This window comes from Hymenobacter sp. 102 (assembly GCF_049949205.1).
Taxonomy (GTDB): domain Bacteria; phylum Bacteroidota; class Bacteroidia; order Cytophagales; family Hymenobacteraceae; genus Hymenobacter.
In genome coordinates this window covers 315,523-332,993 of record NZ_CP188172.1, presented here as the reverse complement: position 1 = coordinate 332,993, position 17,471 = coordinate 315,523, and the positions used below count along the sequence as shown (strand labels likewise).

At 62.4% G+C, this 17,471-nt stretch carries 15 protein-coding genes; 12 read left to right on the top strand and 3 right to left on the bottom strand.

Annotated elements, in window-relative coordinates:
* Nucleotides 1-92: 92 nt before the first annotated feature.
* Nucleotides 93-1,082 carry an aldo/keto reductase gene (locus ACN19L_RS01425; protein WP_426491771.1) on the bottom strand — a complete coding sequence of 330 codons (990 nt, stop codon included), beginning with the start codon at nucleotides 1,080-1,082 and terminating at the stop codon, nucleotides 93-95.
* A gap of 227 nt (nucleotides 1,083-1,309) precedes the next feature.
* On the opposite strand from ACN19L_RS01425, the gene ACN19L_RS01420 reads away from it, so the two are divergent.
* The 4 genes from ACN19L_RS01420 (at nucleotide 1,310) to ACN19L_RS01405 (ending at nucleotide 3,281) form a co-directional block, all read left to right on the top strand.
* Nucleotides 1,310-1,660 (top strand): DUF4112 domain-containing protein, encoded by a 351-nt coding sequence (locus ACN19L_RS01420; protein WP_426491770.1) that lies wholly within the window; start codon nucleotides 1,310-1,312, stop codon nucleotides 1,658-1,660.
* 69 nt (nucleotides 1,661-1,729) lie between these two features.
* On the top strand, nucleotides 1,730-2,146 hold the full coding sequence (locus ACN19L_RS01415; RefSeq protein WP_426491769.1) for a hypothetical protein: 417 nt from the start codon (nucleotides 1,730-1,732) through the stop codon (nucleotides 2,144-2,146).
* Between the two features lie 8 nt (nucleotides 2,147-2,154).
* Nucleotides 2,155-2,844, top strand: coding sequence for an SCO family protein (locus tag ACN19L_RS01410; protein ID WP_426491768.1), 690 nt, complete (start codon nucleotides 2,155-2,157; stop codon nucleotides 2,842-2,844).
* A complete protein-coding gene (locus tag ACN19L_RS01405; RefSeq protein ID WP_426491767.1) occupies nucleotides 2,841-3,281 on the top strand; it encodes a c-type cytochrome in 441 nt (146 codons plus the stop codon). The genes ACN19L_RS01410 and ACN19L_RS01405 overlap by 4 nt, the downstream gene beginning before the upstream one ends.
* A gap of 193 nt (nucleotides 3,282-3,474) precedes the next feature.
* On the opposite strand, the gene ACN19L_RS01400 is transcribed toward ACN19L_RS01405, so the two are convergent.
* The gene (locus tag ACN19L_RS01400) at nucleotides 3,475-4,875 is read right to left on the bottom strand and encodes an alpha/beta hydrolase family protein (RefSeq protein WP_426491766.1); all 1,401 of its coding nucleotides are present in this window, start codon (nucleotides 4,873-4,875) and stop codon (nucleotides 3,475-3,477) included.
* A 246-nt stretch (nucleotides 4,876-5,121) separates the two neighbouring features.
* Here ACN19L_RS01400 and ACN19L_RS01395 point away from each other — a divergent pair, with 246 nt between their 5' ends.
* The 3 genes from ACN19L_RS01395 (at nucleotide 5,122) to ACN19L_RS01385 (ending at nucleotide 8,229) form a co-directional block, all read left to right on the top strand.
* Nucleotides 5,122-6,141, top strand: coding sequence for a sensor histidine kinase (locus tag ACN19L_RS01395; protein ID WP_426491765.1), 1,020 nt, complete (start codon nucleotides 5,122-5,124; stop codon nucleotides 6,139-6,141).
* Nucleotides 6,138-6,863: a LytR/AlgR family response regulator transcription factor gene (locus ACN19L_RS01390; RefSeq protein WP_426491764.1), complete on the top strand. Its 726-nt coding sequence runs from the start codon at nucleotides 6,138-6,140 to the stop codon at nucleotides 6,861-6,863. The genes ACN19L_RS01395 and ACN19L_RS01390 overlap by 4 nt, the downstream gene beginning before the upstream one ends.
* A 379-nt stretch (nucleotides 6,864-7,242) precedes the next feature.
* Nucleotides 7,243-8,229: an enhanced serine sensitivity protein SseB C-terminal domain-containing protein gene (locus ACN19L_RS01385; protein WP_426491763.1), complete on the top strand. Its 987-nt coding sequence runs from the start codon at nucleotides 7,243-7,245 to the stop codon at nucleotides 8,227-8,229.
* 76 nt (nucleotides 8,230-8,305) lie between these two features.
* On the opposite strand, the gene ACN19L_RS01380 is transcribed toward ACN19L_RS01385, so the two are convergent.
* Entirely contained in the window at nucleotides 8,306-8,842 is a 537-nt protein-coding gene (locus tag ACN19L_RS01380) for a DUF2062 domain-containing protein (protein WP_426491762.1), read from the bottom strand.
* Nucleotides 8,843-8,952: 110 nt separating this feature from the next.
* On the opposite strand from ACN19L_RS01380, the gene ACN19L_RS01375 reads away from it, so the two are divergent.
* The 5 genes from ACN19L_RS01375 (at nucleotide 8,953) to ACN19L_RS01355 (ending at nucleotide 17,387) form a co-directional block, all read left to right on the top strand.
* Complete coding sequence (locus ACN19L_RS01375) at nucleotides 8,953-9,897, top strand: YihY/virulence factor BrkB family protein (protein ID WP_426491761.1); 945 nt, start codon at nucleotides 8,953-8,955, stop codon at nucleotides 9,895-9,897.
* Nucleotides 9,898-10,185: 288 nt separating this feature from the next.
* Complete coding sequence (locus tag ACN19L_RS01370) at nucleotides 10,186-11,580, top strand: DEAD/DEAH box helicase (protein ID WP_426491760.1); 1,395 nt, start codon at nucleotides 10,186-10,188, stop codon at nucleotides 11,578-11,580.
* A 610-nt stretch (nucleotides 11,581-12,190) separates the two neighbouring features.
* Nucleotides 12,191-13,486: a sugar MFS transporter gene (locus ACN19L_RS01365; protein ID WP_426491759.1), complete on the top strand. Its 1,296-nt coding sequence runs from the start codon at nucleotides 12,191-12,193 to the stop codon at nucleotides 13,484-13,486.
* Nucleotides 13,487-13,595: 109 nt separating this feature from the next.
* Nucleotides 13,596-15,023, top strand: a complete 1,428-nt coding sequence (locus tag ACN19L_RS01360; RefSeq protein WP_426491758.1) for a glycoside hydrolase family 30 protein — start codon at nucleotides 13,596-13,598, stop codon at nucleotides 15,021-15,023.
* Between the two features lie 228 nt (nucleotides 15,024-15,251).
* Nucleotides 15,252-17,387 (top strand): RICIN domain-containing protein, encoded by a 2,136-nt coding sequence (locus ACN19L_RS01355; protein ID WP_426491757.1) that lies wholly within the window; start codon nucleotides 15,252-15,254, stop codon nucleotides 17,385-17,387.
* Nucleotides 17,388-17,471 lie beyond the last annotated feature (84 nt).

Genomic DNA, 17,471 nt, shown 5'->3' with positions numbered 1-17,471 from the left:
GCGGGGGAGTAAGGAAAGCTGACGTTAGGTTATGGCACTTAGCCCCAAGGGCTCAGCATAAGATCACCTTTCCTTATTCCTCCACCTTATCGTTACCCGTTCACGCTGCCCATCATGGCGGGCGGGTAACGTTGCCCGGCTGCGCTGTGAGGTGGGGCAGCCTGGTTGATGCGGGCCAGGTCTTCAAGGGAGAGCAGAATATCGGCGGCACCTACGTTTTCCTCCACGTATGCCACCCGCTTGGTGCCCGGAATGGGCACCAAGTCTTCGCCCTGCGCCAGCACCCATGCCAAAGCCAGCTGGCCCGGTGTGCAGCCTTTTTCGTGGGCAATTTCCTGGATGCGGGCTACCAAATCGAGATTTTTCTGAAAGTTCTCCCCCTGAAAGCGGGGCGTATGGCGGCGGTAGTCATCGGGGGCCAACTCCTCGAACCGCTGAATTTGTCCCGTCAGAAAGCCCCGGCCCAGCGGCGAATACGGCACAAATCCAACCCCTAATGCCCGACAGGTGGGCAGAATCTCTTCTTCCGGCTCCCGGCTCCAAAGGGAGTATTCAGTTTGCAGCGCCGCAATAGGATGTACGGCGCAGGCCCGGCGCAACGTATCGGGAGCAGCTTCGGACAAGCCCAGATAGCGCACTTTGCCTTCTTCCACCAGCCGGCTCATAGCTCCCACCGTTTCCTCAATAGGTGTATTGGGGTCCACGCGGTGCTGGTAATACAGGTCGATGTACTCGGTGCCCAGGCGTTGCAGAGAGCCTTCCACCGCCTGGCGCACGTACTCGGGCCGGCCGTTGATGCCGCGCTTAGCGGGGTCCTGCGCGTCGCGCTGAATTCCGAATTTCGTAGCCAGGATTACCTTCTGCCGCTGACCTTTCAGGGCCCGGCCCACCAGTTCCTCGTTGGTGTAGGGGCCGTACATATCGGCCGTATCGAAGAAGGTAATGCCCAGTTCCAGAGCCCGGGCAATCGTGCGCCGGCTCTCGGCCTCGTCGCGCGCTCCGTAAAAGTCCGACATTCCCATGCAGCCCAGCCCCAGCGCGGATACCCGCAGGCCGCTTTGGCCCAGTTGGCGTGTTTTCATCTTACCTATAAAAAGAAGGTTAGTCCTGTACCACGGCCGTTGCCCGACCGCCGGGATTCTGTACGGTACGTATACAGCTCCCGTTGCTTGCTCCCATTCCTGCCTGCCATGTCCACCTCCTCCTTCGATCAGGATGCCCGCCTCCACTGGGTAGAACGCGTTTCTCATTTGCTGGACAGCCAGTTTCGGGTCCCGGCACTTCTTGGCGCTTCGGTCTCGACCCCATTATGGGCCTGATTCCGGTGGTGGGTGGGCTGCCCTCATTGGCGGTTTCCGGCGTGCTTATTCTCACCATGCTCCGCCACGGAGCCAGCGGCCAGCTAATAGTACGGATGGTGCTGAACGTATTACTCGACACGCTGATGGGAGCTATTCCGGTAGTCGGCAATATTTTCGACTTCGCCTATAAAGCCAACAACCGCAACGTGGAGCTGCTGCGCCGCCACTACCAGGAGGGTAGGTACCAGAGCTCGGGCAAAGGCCTGGTGCTGCTGATTGTGCTGGTGCTGCTGCTACTGGCGGCGGGGCTGGTATGGGTCGGCTGGCTGCTCTGGCACTGGGTGGCAGCCCGGCTGTAAGCGGCCCAACCCAGCAGGAAAGCCAGACAGGACCGGAGTTTAAGGCGTTCCTGTTGTACCTTTGCGGCCGTGAAAACGCCCCGATTTATTCCCCTGCTGCTGCTGCTCGGCGGCTGCCTTTCGCTGCAGAGCGAGGAGCAGAAGGCCGAAGCGGCCGAAAAGGCCGTGCTGGCCCGTCATGACGAGCTGATGGCCCAGATGGACCACCTCTACGACCTGCGCCAGCAACTTCAGAAAATACCGGGCACCGATACCGCCGCCGCCGGCCGCCAGCGCCGGGCTTTGCTCGGGGCCGAAAATGCCATGATGTTCTGGATGCACCACTACCGCAAGCCCGCCGACACGATGGCAGTGGAAGGCCGGTTGGCGTATTTTGACGCCCAGCAGCAGCGTATCGACTCGGTGGCCAGCTTGTTTCGAACCAGCCAGGACTCGGCCCGGTTAGTATTGGCAGCCGGTTCGTCGGCTCCTTCTTCTGCTCAGTAATGTCTTGTATGCCTCTGCGTTCCGCCGCGGGCCGCGCCGTACTGGCGGGCCTGCTGACCGCCGGCAGCCTGCTGGCTGCCTGCTCCTCCGATTCGACCTCCACAGGCGCTCAGCCCGAGCGCCTGCCGGTATTGGGAATCAAACACAACGCCCCCACCTCGCCCGCCGATACCCTGCCCGACCCGGTGCCGTCCTTCCGCCTCACCAACCAGTTGGGCCAGGTAATCACCAACCAGACGTTTGCCGGCAAGGTGTACGTGACGGATTTCTTCTTTGCCACCTGCCCCAGCATCTGCCCCAAAATGCAGAGTGAGCTGCTGCGGGTGTACAAGCAGTTCGAGGGCAACCCCAACGTATTGTTCCTGAGTCACACCATCGACCCGGCCCACGACTCCATTCCGGTGCTGCGCGACTACGCCGAGCGGCTGGGTATCCAGGATGCCTCGCGCTGGCACTTCGCCACGGCCTCCCACGACACCATTTTTGCGCTGGCCAAGGCCTACATGACGGCCGCGCAGGTGGATAAAACTGTGCAGGGCGGCTTCGCCCACAGCGGTGCCTTCGCCCTCATCGACTCCAAGCGCCGCATCCGGGGCGTGTACGATGGTATGGAGAAGGACCAGGTGGACCAGTTGATTAAAGACCTGCCACTGCTGCTGAAAGAAGAACAGCTGGAAACCGCCCCCGCCGCCAAATGAGCCACGCCACCGGTACCTGGCTGAAACGCGGGCTGCTGGTGGCAGCCACCGCCACGGTGGCCGCCACCAGCCTGAGCGGCTGCTTCACGGAGCGCCAGAATGAGGGAGCGAAGCTCTACGCCACCCACTGTGCCAGCTGCCACGGCGACCAGGGCCAGGGCCTGCAGCGCCTCATCCCGCCCGTAGCCGCCGCCGACTACGTGGCCTGGCACCGCGCCGACCTGCCCTGCCTGATCCGTAAGGGCATGAAGGGCCCGCTGGTGGTCAACGGCATTGAGTACAACCAGGTAATGCCCGGCCACGAGGACCTCACCGACTCGCAAATCACCAACCTGCTCAACTTCCTGCAAACCAACTGGGGCAACAATAACCAGCCCTACACCATCCGCGAAGCCTCCGACCTACTCAGCCGTTGCAACGGCTCGGATGGGCAATAGGTAGGTGGTTGGGTAGTTGGGTAGTTGGGTGTTGAAAAAACGTCTGTCATCCTGAGCGCAGCGAAGGACCTTATCACGCTTGAACGAGCCTTTATGGCAGTTGTCGTTCAAGCGTAATAGGGTCCTTCGCTGCGCTCAGGATGACAGTTCATTCCCCCCAACCACCCAACCACCCAACCACCTAACCACCCATCTACTTCACCTGCTGGTTCAGCCAGTTGCCGATGACCTGGAGGGCGCTGGGGGCGAAGGTTTCTTCAATAGTGGCGTACTGGCTGGTGCCGGCGGGGTCGGTCTGGAAGAGGTGGTTGAGGTTGGGCAGCGTCTGCACGGTGGCGCGGGTGTTGTGGGCGGCGCGCAGGCCCCGCTCAATGGCGGGCAGGTTCTGGTCGGCAGCTACCTGCAGGTCGTGGCTGCCGTTGAGGGCCAGCACGGGGCATTTTACCTTGGGCAGATAGGTAGCGGGGTCGGTGAGCAGGAAGCTGCGCAGCCAGGGTGAAGTCAGGGGTTTCACTTGTTTCTGAGCCACCTCGGCGCTGGTGCCCGGCACGCGCTGCTGTACCACGGCGGCCAGCCTGGCGGTCAGCGCATCGGCACTGAGTGTAGCGGGCTGCCGGCGCAGCTCGGCGAACAGGGCCCGGTGCAGGCGCTGGCTCTGGCCAATGGTGGCCGAATCGGCCCCGGCGGCGCGGGCCAGGTCGGCCTGCTGACGCAGCAGCACCGCGTCGCCGGGTACGCCGGGGCCGGCCAACGACACTACAAAATCGGGGCCGGCGGGCTGGGCGGCGGCCTGCCAGGCAATCAATCCGCCTTCGCTGTGCCCGATGAGGCCCACCTGCCTGGCGCGGATATCGGGGCGAGTGCGCAGGTAGGCCAGCGCCGCCTGGGCGTCGGCAGTAAAATCAGTGGTCAGCGCCCCGGCAAACGTACCGCCCGACTGGGCCGTGCCCCGGTCGTCGTAGCGCAGCACGGCAAAGCCCTGGAGGGTGAGGTAGTCGGCCAGCACCAGAAAGGGCTGGTGGCCGAACACGGTTTCGTTGCGGTCCTCGGGGCCCGAGCCGCTCACCAGCACCACCGCCGGAAATGGCCCCATACCAGCGGGCAGCGTGAGCGTACCGGCCAGCTGAATACCGGCTTTGGCATTGGGGAAAGTCAGGTCCTGACTATGGTACGGGAAGGGTGCCACCGGCACCTGGGGGCGGCGGGGAGCGGCGCTGGCCTCGGCCGCCGCCGAGCTGCGGCGCAACGTGAGCGGCAGCTGCATCCCACCCTGGTACCAGGTGCCGGCCACCGACTGCCCATCGGCCGCAAACCGGCCCGCAAAACGCCCCTGGATATTATCGGCCCGCAGCAACAGGCTGTCGTGGCGCACTACGGCGCTGCTCAGGGCCATTCCCTGCAGGCCCTGCTGCGGCACCGAGAGCTTGCCCTGCCACGCCGAGCCGCTGCCGCTAAGCTCCACTACGGTACGCAGGTTGGTGCCCTGCACGCTAAGGCTGCCCTGCCAGAGGCCGGCCGGGGTGGTTTGGGCGGTGGCCGCGGAGGCAGTCAGCAGAGCGGCGGCAAGGGCGAGGTGGCGGAACGTGGAGTTCATAGCGAGAAAGATTAAGGATTAGGGAGACGAAGGGAGAAACCAGCCCCCGGGGCCTGCTGGCCGGCCAGAGAACTGATACAAAGGTGCCTGCCAGCGGGCCCCGGCCCTAAAGAGAATGACGAACCCCGCCCGGCCGCTGACGACCAAGGCCCCGCGGCTGACGAACGTGGTTCGTCCCGGGCATTTGGGCGCGGCCCGCCGGCCTGATACCTTCGCAGAGCAGGTTTCCGCTGCCCCCATATTCCTATGCACTCCACTTCCGCATCCTTTCCCCCAACCCGGATTGGCTGGCCCTGGCTGGTCCTCCGCGACGCTTTTATCTGGGGGTTGCTGTTGCTGCTGCTGTGGCGGACGTTGCCTTTGGTGCCCAATGGTAACCTGGCCCAGCTGCAGCACGCGGTACTGGTGACGGTGGGGCTGAGCATGGTGGCGGTGTACGGCAACAACTTGGGGCTGGTACCCACCCTGTTCGACCGGGGCCGCTACGGCTGGTACGCGCTGGCCCTGCTGGGCTGGACGCTGCTGCTGCACATGGCGGGTCGGCTGCTGTGGCCCGAGGTCCACGCCGCGGCCCATCAGCCCGCCGTCAACTGCCTGTTTACGATGCTGATAGCCATGGGCCTGCTGCTCATCTGGCGGTCGGTGGCGCAGCACCGGCAGCGGCTGCGGCGGCAGTTGCTGGAGCGCGAGCAGCAGCTGCGGCTGCTGGAGGCCCAGGTGAATCCGCATTTTCTGTTCAACACGCTCAACAGCCTCTACGCCCTCAGCCTCACCCAAAGCCCCCAAACGCCCGATATGCTGCTGGCGCTGTCGGGGCTGATGCGCTACCAGCTGGAAAGCACCCGCCGGGCCCAGGTGCCGCTGCAGGAGGAGCTGGACTACCTGCGCAGCTACGTGCAGCTGCAGGAGCTGCGGCTGGGCCCGCGGTGCCCGGTGCAGCTGCGTCTGCCCCCCGAGGAGGTAGCGGCCAGCCTCACCGTGGCCCCGCTGCTGTTTCTGGCCCTCATCGAAAACGCCTTCACCTACGGCACGCGGCGGGCCAGCGGCAGCTTCGTGGAAATTAGTCTGACACTCAATGGGCAGCAGCTGCACCTGGCGCTGCGCAACGCCCTGCCCCCGCCCACCGACGCGGGCGGCGGCACGGGCACCGGCCTGAGCAACACCCGCCAGCGGCTGGCCCTGCTCTACCCCGGCCGCCACCACCTGCACGCCGCCCCCACCCCCGACCAGTCGGCCTTCCTCACCCAACTCACCCTCTCGCTATGACCCCGCTGCAGGTTTTGATTGTGGACGACGAGCCCCTGGCCCACCAGGTGCTGCAAACCTACGTGGAGCGGGTGGCCCACCTGCGCGTGGCCGGCCACTGCTACACGGCTGTGGAGGCCCTCACCTTTCTGCACCAGCAGCCCGTGGATGTGGTATTGCTGGATGTGCAGATGCCCGAAATGAGCGGCCTGGAGCTGCTGCGGGCCCTGCCCCACGCCCCGCGCGTAATCCTGACCACTGCCTTCAGCGAGTTTGCCCTCGAAGGCTACGAGTACGGGGTCATTGATTACCTGCTCAAGCCCATTCCGTTCCCGCGCTTTCTGAAGGCCATTGCCCGCCTGCCCGCGCCCGAACCAACTCCCGCCGCGGCCCCACCCGCCCCCGTTTCAGCCCCTCCGGCCGCCCCCGCCGCCCTGCTCCTGCGCGACGGCCCCACCACCCACCGCGTGCCCCTGGCCGATATTACCTACCTGGAGGCTTACGGCAACTACGTGAAAGTGCACACCCCCACCGGCCGGCTGGTAGTGCCCGATACCCTGCGCCGGCTGCTCACGGAGCTGCCCCCGGCCCGGTTCCTGCGGGTGCATAAGTCGTTTGTGGTGCCGCTGGAACGCGTTGAGCAGCTGCAGGGTAACCAGCTTACCATTGCCGGGGCCGTAGTACCCCTCGGGGCCGCCTTCCGGCAGGAGTTCCTGCGCCAGTGGCAGCAGCCAGAGGTGTAGTTGGGTGGTTAGGTGGTTAGGTGGCTAGGTGGCTAGGTGGTTGGGTGGCTAGGTGGTTAGGTGGTTAGGTGGTTAGGTGGTTGAACGGTCATTGCGAGGCGGAGCCGAAGCAATCCGTCCTTTTTAACGCGCTAAACCTTGCTTTGCAGAAAGCCCCTGACGCCAGAACCAGTCATCAGGGGTTTTTGACTAGGTCAGGGAGTTGCACTTCGAAAAGGAAGGATTGCTTCGGCTTCGCCTCGCAATGACCGTTCAACCACCTAACCACCTAACCACCTAACCACCTAGCCACCCAACCACCTAACCACCCACCCAACTACTATTTCGTGCATCTTCCCCTAAACCTGCTTAGCTTGCATCTTCATCTGTTTGTTTTATTATGGGTCTGTTTGACTTCCTGAAAAAGAAAGACGAGGGCACTCCCGCCCCCGCCTCCACTCCCACTCCCGGCGCAACTCCCACGCCTGCTGCCCCCGGAGCCGACAAGCCTGCCGGCCCCCGTTATAAAGGCTCCAACTACCAGATGCCAGCCACGCCGGCCCCGGCGGCCGTACCACACATTCCGCCGGCTCCACCCATTCCGCTGCCGGGCGTTGATGGCCCCATGGTTCCACCGATGCCTGATTTCCAGCCCCTCAACATTCTGGAGCAGTTGCTGATGCAGGCCGCCGTGGAGCCCCAGTTCCGCAGCCCCTTCTACCAGGCCCTGCTGGGTGAGGAAGTAGTGGTAGTAATGGCGGCCCAGGAAGGCCAGGAGCCCGGCGAGGTAACGCCCACCGAAGGCATGGAAATTCAGCTGCAGGCATTGCACGACGGTAAAATTGCCGTTTTCACCGCCGTAGAACGCATTTTCGATAACGGTGCCGTACCTGAGGGCAGCGTAGCCTACCTGCGCCTGCGCGGCCACGACTTCTTCACGATGGTGAAAGGAGCTGACTGTGCTCTGAATCCCTTCTCGGCTGTGGGTAAGCTGCTGGAAGCCCCCGAAATTGACGCTCTGCTGGCCGGTCAGCTGTTTGAGGCCCCCCCGCAGCAGGACATTCAGGTGTCGCTGCACGACCCGGAGCCCGAGCCCACCGCCCTTAAGGATGCTCTGCGCGAGTACAGCGCCGGCAATGAGAAAATCCAGGCCGTGTACCTGACGGAGATGCGCATGCAGCATAATCCCCAGGAAAGCCGCCTGCTGCTGGCCTTCCAGGCCGATGATCAGGACCCCGCCTTCCTACAGGAACTGGGCCCGGTTATCCAGGGCAACATCGGCGAAACCCAATTCGTGGATATGATGCTGATTGACCCCACCTCTCAGGAGCCGCTGGTACACTACCTGCTCAACTCGGAACCCGTGTACAAACGCGCCGAAGCGTAGAGCTTAGAGGATATGAAAAAAGGCCCCGCCGGATTACGGTGGGGCCTTTCTTATTTCGTGCGTTTTTGTAATTGCATCAGGCCGCTACCTCATTGGGGGCGGCGGCCTGTCTGCGCATCACCCGGGTCAGTATGGGGCGCAGGCCAAAATATAGCAGCGGCCCGAGCACGCAGCACGCCCCAGCCCACAGGGCCAGTGCCCCCAGAATAGAGTGCCAGAGCAAATGAAAGGCACCCAGCAGGTTGTGGGTAAAGAGATGCTCTACTTTCGCCAGCGTCAGGGCCGGGCCGCTGCTGCCCCATACGCGGGAGCCCAGCGTCAGTAGCGGAATCATGAGCAGCAACTGCACGGGACTCCACAAATGCGCAATCAGCAGGGCGGCGGCCACATTCAGGCGCAGCCGCAGAGCAGCGGCCGTGGTGAGCAGCGAGGTGGTACCCAGCACCGGAATCAGGCCGGCGGCGGTGGCCACTGTGGCCGTGAGCGCCAGCTGGTGCGGAGTGAGGCCCTGCTTCAACAGGTTAAGCAACGGGTGTACCAGGCGGCGTCGCCACCAGCTGTGGGGCGCTTCGGCGGGAGCTGAATTGGAAGAACCAGAGGATGAAGGCTGCACAAATACAGGAGTTGACGAAAATGGGGGCTGGGTGATGCCAAGACCGGGTAGTACCTTCGTACCCCCGATGTCTGCGCTGGCGGCGCGCCTGCAGATAGTACGCGCATTCCATGACAAAAGTACACGAGTCCGGCCACGCCAGCCGTCACATCTTCCGCGACATCCTGATTCTGCTGCGCCGGGCGGCCCGCGAGTTTGCGGCCAACGACCCGCTGCGGCTGGGCGCGGCCACCGCGTTTTTCACCACGTTTGCCCTGCCGCCCATCGTAATTATCCTTATCCAGCTGCTGGGCTCCCTGTATTCCCGCTCCCAGGTGCGGGTACTACTGCTCACCAAGCTCTCCCATTTGTTAGGGTCCTCGGCGGCGGGGCTGGTAGAGCAGATTCTGCAGAATGTGACCAACGTGGAGCGGAGCCGGCTGGTAACGTGGCTGGGCTTCGGGTTTCTGGTATTTATTGCCACCACCCTGTTCGGCGTTATCCAAAACTCCCTGAACCAGCTCTGGCAGGTGCGGGTGCGCCGCAGCACCGGGCAGTTCCATAAGGTACTCAAGGAACGGAGCCGCTCCCTGGGCCTGCTGCTGGTAACGGGGCTGCTGAGCATGCTGGCGTTTCTCTCCGATGCGGCCCTGGCGTTTATCTCCCACTACGCCCAGGATTTCGGGGCCGCCTTTTCGTCGGTGCTGTTTCAGATTGGCAACCAGGTATTTTCCCTGCTCATTCTGACGGCCTGGTGCGGGGTCACGTTCCGGAACCTAAGCAGCGCCAAGGTGCCACCGCGGGCCGTGTGGCGCGGAGCCTTGCTCACGGCCGTACTCATTGATCTGGGGGAGAACGTGCTGGGCCTGCTGCTGGTGCCCCGCAACCTGGGCCCCATTTACGGGCCGGCGTCCAGCATTGTGCTGGTGCTGCTGTTTGTGTTTTACTCGGCCATGATTTTCTATTTCGGGGCCTGCTTCACCAAAGCCTATGCCCATTACGTGGGCTTCGATATCCGCCCCAAGAAAACGGCCGTACGCTACAAGCTGGTGGACGTGGCAGAGGTGGAGGGGTAGTTGGGTGTTAGGTGGCTGGGTGGTGAGGTGGTTGAACGGTCATTGCGAGGCACGTGGCGCATCAAGCCAGTGTCCGGAGCACCCGAAGGACAGCGCAGCTACCCCTTTCTTTTCGAAGTGCAATTCCCCTGGCCGCACAAAGCCCCTGACGCCCGCGCAGATGGTAGGGGCTTTGTGCGGCCAGGGGTTGCGGTGCGTTAAGCGGGACGGATTACTCCAGCCACCTGCCCACCTAACCACCTAACTCCCCTTCACAAACCGTACCTTTGTCGGCTGAACTACTGCTTTATGACTGTAACCCCTCCTTCCTTCGCCGATCTGGGTCTGGCCCCGGAACTGCTGCAAGCGCTGAACGAACTTGAATTTCAGGCCCCCACCGCTGTGCAGGAGCAGGTAATTCCAATGGCGCTGGCCGGGCAGGATGTGGTGGGCCAGGCCCCCACCGGCTCGGGCAAAACCGCTGCCTATGGCCTTTCGGTGCTGCAGCAGCTGGATGTAAAAACCGATGCCGTGCAGATGCTGGTGCTGGTGCCCGCCCGAGAGCTGGCCCTGCAGGTGCGCGACGCCCTCAAAAAACTCGGTAAGTACCTGCCCAACCTGCGGGTGGCGGCCTTCTATGGCGGCCACGCTTTCCGCGAGGAATCCGCCTCCCTTACCCAGGCCCCGCACGTGGTGGTAGCCACCCCCGGCCGCTTCCTCGACCACCTGGAGCGGCGCAGCATCATCCCCAACAACCTGAAAGTGCTGGTGTTGGATGAGGCCGACAAGCTGCTGGAGTTGGGTTTCCAGGATGAGCTGGTGGAAATTGTGAAACGCCTGCCCCGCCGCCGCCAGACGCTGCTGTTCTCGGCTACCATGTCGGATAAAGTGCTGGAGCTGATTCGCAAGAACCTGACGCGCCCCCGGGTGGTGAATGCGGGCGAGGATACCGATGAGCTGCCCGAAAACCTGAAGCTGGTGGGCCACATTGGCTTGCTGGAGAAGAAGCCGGCGGCTCTGCTGCACCTGCTCAACAAGCCCGAAACCGGCCGCGCCCTTATCTTCTGCAACACCCGGGAGCGGTGCATGGAGCTGACGCGCTTTCTGGTGGGCCGGGGCGTAGCGGCGGAAGTGCTGCACGGCAAAATGCCCCAGCCCGAGCGGGACAAAGCGCTGCTGAAACTGCGCAACGGTTCCAGCCAGGTCCTGGTAGCCACCGACGTAGCCGCCCGCGGCATCGACGTAACCCAGCTGGATACGGTGGTGCAGTACGATGCGCCCGATAAGGCTGATGCTTTCCAGCACCGGGCCGGCCGCACCGCCCGCGCCGGAGCCGAGGGCACGGCCCACATTCTGGTAACGGATAAGGAACTGGCCCACGTGAAGAAGTGGCCCGTGGCCGCCGGCATCGAGTGGCAGCAGATGCACGCCCCCAAGCTGCCGCCCGCCGCCCCCAAAGCCCCCCGCCCCGAAAACGTAACCCTGCACGTATCGGCCGGCAAGAAGGATAAAGTGAGTGCTCACGATTTGGTAGGAGCCTTCGTGAACGTGGGCGGCGTGGCCCGCGAGGAGGTCGGCCACATTGAGGTCTTCGACTACTACAGCTACGTGGCCGTGCCGCGCCAGCAGGCCCAGGAAGTGGCCGAGCGGCTGGCCGGAGCCAAAGTAAAAGGCAAGAAAGTACGCGTGTCGGTGGTGGCGTAACCGCCCCGGCCCCGCGCTCCGCAAAACCGTCCGGGTGGTGATACGCTCACTGTTCGGACAGTTTTGTGCGTTTGGATGAAACGCCGACACTTGTCTGTGACTGATACAGCGTTTTTTTCGTTGTTTCTTATCCGATACGGGTAGGTCTGAGGAGGGGGCATCTGGCTTTTCAGCCCCTAAAAACAACCCGTTGGCCGTGTGTGGTAAGTGTATAAAACCCGCTTGGGCTGAGAAATAACCGCTTTTTCAGGTTTGCTTTCTGATGAACCCGGCCGATATATTTGACCAGCTTACCCGCTTCTGAGCGCCCGTTGGCACCTACACCTAAAGCGGAATTTCCGCCTCGCTTGGCGCGCACCGTTCCGTAGCATCATTGCACTTCATCCTACGTCCCCGGCTATGCTAGCTATACCCGGGATTCTCCGTCCCCGGCCGGTTTCGCTAGACTGACCAGGGTTTTGGGCCGGCTTCGCTAAAGGGGAGCGGGGCCGGTCCTTCCGGGAGAGCCGCGGCAACCATCCGCCCATAATCGACTACTTTGCTGAAAAGAGCCGATTTTGCAGGTTCTCTCCTTTTTACCCCGATACCCTTTTCCCCTTCATTCCCCAACATGGCTGCTCCCGTATCTGCCTCTACCCTTCCCAAAACGCCCGCTACGCCCCCCGGCGCAGCCACGCCCAATTACACCCCGGCCCTGGCCTCGCTCACGGTGCTGTTCTTCATGATGGGCTTTATCACCTGTCTGAATGACATTCTGATTCCTTACCTGAAGAGCCTGTTTACACTGAGCTATGCCGAGGTGAACCTAGTAAACTCCTGTTTCTTCGGGGCCTACTTTATCATGGGTGTGCCGGCGGGCTTGGTCGTGAAACGGCTGGGTTATAAAGGCGGTATGCTGATTGGGTTTCTGGTGGCGGCGCTGGGTTGCTTCCTTTTTTTCCCAGCCGCCGAAAGCCGCACGTTTGCCCTTTTCCTAGGCGCTCTATTTATTCTAGCTAGCGGTATTGTAACGCTGCAGGTTGCCGGCAACCCTTATGTATCCATTCTGGGCCCACCCGAAACAGCTTCTTCCCGGCTCACGCTCACGCAAGCATTCAACTCGCTGGCCACGGCTATTGCTCCTTATCTGGGCTCTAAACTCATTCTTTCACATCTGCCCGATCTGAAAAAGCTGACTGCTGCTCAGGCTGCCGCTATTGATGTGTCGCCCGTCCAGAAGCTCTACATTGGCATTGGTATCGTACTGATTATCATTAGCCTGCTGCTGGCCTTTCTGAAATTGCCCAAAATTGAACACGCCCCAGCTGTGGAAGGCGATACTCGCCGCGCCTGGAATTACCGGCACCTGTTGCTAGGTCTGATTGGCATTTTCACCTATGTGGGAGCTGAAGTAGCCATTGGCTCGCACATCGTAAGCTACCTCGGTCAATCGGAAGTTGCTAACCTCTCTCCGCTAGATGCAGGTTATAAAGTATCCATTTACTGGCTAGGTGCTATGATCGGCCGATTCGCAGGTATTTTTATACTGCGGGCTGCTAAGCCGGGCCGGGTGCTGGCATTTAACGCTATTGGAGCCGTAATACTGGTGCTAATTTCGATTAATACCACTGGTGCCGTGGCTATGTATAGCCTGCTGGCCGTGGGGCTAATGAACTCCATCATGTTCCCGGTAATTTTCACGCTGGCAGTAGCCGGCCTGGGGCGTCACACCGAGGATGCGTCAGGTCTGTTGTCGGCCGCTATTGTGGGTGGGGCCGTTATTCCGCCGCTGTTTGGCCTGATTGCCGACAGCACCATTGGCGGCGGCGGTGTGCATGCCCTGCGCTGGGCCTTTGTACTGCCCGTTCTCTGCTACTTGTACATCATGTGGTACGGTGCCCGGGGCCATAAGCCAGCCGCCGAGTAACCAGGGGCCGGCCTAGGCCGGCCCTTTTTTTCTGCTTCCTGGATTTTGCGCCTGTGCAGCCGGTTTTCGCCGGCCGACGGCCATCCGCTTGCCTTTTCCTTCCGCCCTCATGTCCTTCCTTTCCCGCTCCTATTCCTCCGCTTTTCTACTACTGGCCCTTGGGTTGGGCACCGGCTGCCAGCGCGGGCCGCAGTCGGGCCCGGCCAAGGGGTCGGCCAGCTTCTGGCTCACCAACCCCGATAAATCGGTGCTGTTTCAGCCCCAGGCCGACCCAACCTGGAGCAGTGCGACTCCGGCGGCCGGCACGCCGGTGATTGAGGTAGACGATAAGCAGACCTTTCAGACCATCGACGGGTTTGGGTACTGCCTCACCGGGGGCAGCGCCGAGCTGCTGCACCGCATGACGCCCGAGGCCCGCAAGGCCATTCTGCGGGAGCTGTTTGCCACCGATGGCAACAACATTGGCGTGAGCTACCTGCGCCTGAGCATCGGGGCCTCTGATTTGGACGCCACGGTGTTCAGCTACGACGATTTGCCCGAAGGGCAAACCGACCCCACGCTGGCCAGGTTTAGCCTCGCGCCGGATAAGCAGCACCTGCTGCCGGTGCTCAAGGAAATCCTGGCCATCAACCCCAACATCAAAATCCTGGGGTCCCCCTGGTCGCCGCCGACCTGGATGAAAACCAACGGCAATTCCAAGGGCGGCTCCCTGAAACCGGAGTTCTACCCGGCTTACGCCCAATACTTCGTGAAGTACGTGCAGGGCATGAAGGCCGAGGGCGTGCGCATCGACGCCATAACGGTGCAGAACGAGCCCCTGCACCCCGGCAACAACCCCAGCTTGCTGATGCTGGCCGAGCAGCAGGCCGAGTTTGTGAAAAAGCACCTGGGTCCGGCTTTCCAGGCGGCGAAAATCGATACCAAGATTGTGGTGTACGACCACAACGCCGACCGGCCCGACTATCCCCTGACCATCCTCAACGACCCCGAGGCCAAGAAGTACGTGGATGGCTCGGCCTTCCACCTCTACGCCGGCCCCATTGAGGCCCTGAGCAAAGTGCACGACGCCCATCCCGACCGGAACGTGTACTTCACCGAGCAGTGGGTGGGCTCGAAGAGCAAGTTTGAGGAGAATTTCCCCTGGCACGTGCGCACCCTCCTGATTGGGGCTACCCGCAACTGGGCCCGCACCGTGCTGGAGTGGAACCTGGCCGCCGACCCCCAGCAGACCCCCCACACGCCCGGGGGCTGCACCGAGTGCCGGGGAGCCCTCACCATTGACGGCAGCAATGTGACGCGCGAGGATGCCTACTACATCGTGGCTCACGCCAGCAAGTTTGCCCGGCCCGGCTCGGTGCGCATTGCCTCTACTGCCTCTGAAACCCTGCCCAATGTGGCCTTCAAAGCCCCCAACGGCCAGAAGGTGGTGCTGGTGCAGAACAACTCCAAGCAGGCCCAGCCCTTCAGCCTCCGCTACCAGGGCCGCACCCTCACCTCTACCCTGCAGCCCGGCGCGGCCGGCACCTACGTGTGGTAAACCTGCTGAGGAGTGGCCCGGCTGAACCCCAAGCAGCCGGGCCACTCCTCAGCTGCCTCATTGCCTGATTAACCGAATACCCAGAGTACCCCGCCCCCTCCTGTACCGCGTGGGAAATGGTAGTGACCTAGCGAAATAAACCAGCCCCCGGGCTGGTTGCCACTGACCTTTTCCGGGCCATCCCAAGGCCTTTTTTCAGTTCCTTTTTCACAACCAATTCCCACTTTTATGAACACCAGTACATTTTCAGGAGGCCGCTGGGCCCGGGCGTGGCGGTATGTGCCGCTGGTACTCGCCGGTTTAGGCTTCGGGCAGTCGGCCGAGGCGCAGAGCTTTTTGCGAGCCGATGGGCAGCGCATTGTCAATGCCAGCAATCAGGAGGTAATCCTGAACGGCATGAACCTGGGCAACTGGGCCGTGCAGGAGGGCTACATGATGAAAGTGGGCTGGCCTGGGGCCACGATAAACGGCGCCACGAAGCAGACGCAGGGCGCAGTAAAAAAGAGCCTCTACAACGCGGGCATGAGCGACGCGGCCGTGGAAACCTTCTACCAGAACTACCGCGCCAACTTCATCACCCGGCCCGACATCGACTACATTGCCAGCAAGGGCTTTAACTGCATCCGGCTGCCCCTGCACTACGAGCTGTTTCTGACCCCGAGCCAGCGGGCCGTGCGCAGCAGCGTGATGCGCGGCACCGTGACCTATGACTCCTACGTGAGCCAGCTGACGGGCTGGTACAACAACAACCAGCTGTTCACCGACCCCAACAACATGGCGGCGCTGGGCATGATTGACAACGTGCTGGCCTGGGCCCAGGCCAACCAGATGTACGTGGTGCTGGACATGCACGCCGTGCCCGGTTCCCAAGGCACCGACGCCAACATTGCCGACCAGATTGTGGCCAATGACCTTTGGAACCGGCAAATCAACCAGGATGTGCTCAACCGGCTGTGGTCGTTTATTTCCAACCGCTACAAGAACGACTCGCGGGTGGCCATGTACGACCTCATCAACGAGCCGAACAACTACCCCAGCAACCAGAAGATTCACGACGTATTTCAGCGCCTGATTACCACCATTCGGGGGCAGGGCGACAACCACCTGATTCTGGTGGAGGGCAACGGCTGGGGCAACGACTACAACTACATGGAGCCGTTTACCTTCCCGAACCGCGCCAACCTGGTGTACAACTCGCACCGCTACAGTGGCTCGGGCTACGAGATGGACAACGGCGTGAACTCCACCGGCGGCGGGGCCAACGACCTGCGCTTCATCGGCAACCTGCGCAACTTCCGCAACACCCACAACGTGCCCATCTGGGTGGGCGAAACCGGCGAAAACTCCGACACCTGGATGCGCGACGCGGCCCGGAACCTCAACTCGGTGGGTATTGGCTGGTGCCATTGGACGTACAAGCGTTTCGAGGACCGCAGCAACCCGGCCTTTATGCATATCAACCCGCCCTACGTGGTGGATGGGCCCGCCGGCCTCAACCAGGTGCTGACCAACATTCAGTTTGCTAACTGCGTGCCGAACACCACGGTAGCGGCCGTATCGCCCAACCAGAACGGCATTGTGAACTACCCCGGCGGCGGCAACTACAACGGCACCGGCAGCACCTACAGCGGCCCGGCCATCGGGCGCATCTACGAAATCAGCTCCAAGAACGGCGGGAAGGCCCTGGATATTGACGGTAACTCGCAGGCCAACGGCGGCCGCCTGCAACAGTGGACCTGGGCCGGCACGGCCAACCAGAAATTTAAGCTGGTAGATGCCGGCGGTGGCTACGTGCGCATCGTGAACCTGAACAGCAACAAGAGCCTGGACGTGGCCGGCCCCTCCACCGCCGATGGCGCCCTGATCCACCAGTGGGATTGGCTGACGCAGGACAGCCAGTTCTGGCAGATTCTGAGCAACGGCGACGGTACCTACCGCATTATTAACAAATACAGCGGTAAGGCCCTGGATGTGAAAGACAACTCTACCGCCGATGGCGCCACCATCCACCAATGGACCTACGGGGGCGGCAACAACCAGCGCTGGTGGTTCTCGGACCAGGGCGCGGCCCGCACGGCCCTGGCCGCGGCCGGCTCGGCCGACGACCTGCGCCTGCAGGTGTACCCCACCACCGCCAATGCCGAGTTGAGCGTGCACTACAGCGCCCCGGCCGCCCAGCGCCTGCACCTGCGCCTGCTCGACCTGACGGGCCGCTTGGTGGTAAACCAACCTGAGCGGGCCGTCACCACCGGTGAAAACCTCCTGAAGCTGCCCGTGGCCTCGTTGCGGGCGGGTATCTACCTGCTGCAGGTGGATACCCCTGCCGGCCAGCTCACCCGCCGGGTAGTCATCCGCCACGAATAAACCTCCGCTGCCAGCCCCGGCAACTGGCCGGGGCTGGCATTATTCATCTGCCTATCGATTCAACTTTACGCCACTTACCGCCTC

Bases quoted from the DNA above. Each gene is read 5' to 3' on its own strand.
- ACN19L_RS01425 (WP_426491771.1), bottom strand. From the start codon at position 1,082: ATGAAAACACGCCAACTGGGCCAAAGCGGCCTGCGGGTATCCGCGCTG.
- ACN19L_RS01420 (WP_426491770.1), top strand. From the start codon at position 1,310: ATGGGCCTGATTCCGGTGGTGGGTGGGCTGCCCTCATTGGCGGTTTCC.
- ACN19L_RS01410 (WP_426491768.1), top strand. From the start codon at position 2,155: ATGCCTCTGCGTTCCGCCGCGGGCCGCGCCGTACTGGCGGGCCTGCTG.
- ACN19L_RS01405 (WP_426491767.1), top strand. From the start codon at position 2,841: ATGAGCCACGCCACCGGTACCTGGCTGAAACGCGGGCTGCTGGTGGCA.
- ACN19L_RS01400 (WP_426491766.1), bottom strand. From the start codon at position 4,875: ATGAACTCCACGTTCCGCCACCTCGCCCTTGCCGCCGCTCTGCTGACT.
- ACN19L_RS01395 (WP_426491765.1), top strand. From the start codon at position 5,122: ATGCACTCCACTTCCGCATCCTTTCCCCCAACCCGGATTGGCTGGCCC.
- ACN19L_RS01390 (WP_426491764.1), top strand. From the start codon at position 6,138: ATGACCCCGCTGCAGGTTTTGATTGTGGACGACGAGCCCCTGGCCCAC.
- ACN19L_RS01385 (WP_426491763.1), top strand. From the start codon at position 7,243: ATGGGTCTGTTTGACTTCCTGAAAAAGAAAGACGAGGGCACTCCCGCC.
- ACN19L_RS01375 (WP_426491761.1), top strand. From the start codon at position 8,953: ATGACAAAAGTACACGAGTCCGGCCACGCCAGCCGTCACATCTTCCGC.
- ACN19L_RS01370 (WP_426491760.1), top strand. From the start codon at position 10,186: ATGACTGTAACCCCTCCTTCCTTCGCCGATCTGGGTCTGGCCCCGGAA.
- ACN19L_RS01365 (WP_426491759.1), top strand. From the start codon at position 12,191: ATGGCTGCTCCCGTATCTGCCTCTACCCTTCCCAAAACGCCCGCTACG.
- ACN19L_RS01360 (WP_426491758.1), top strand. From the start codon at position 13,596: ATGTCCTTCCTTTCCCGCTCCTATTCCTCCGCTTTTCTACTACTGGCC.
- ACN19L_RS01355 (WP_426491757.1), top strand. From the start codon at position 15,252: ATGAACACCAGTACATTTTCAGGAGGCCGCTGGGCCCGGGCGTGGCGG.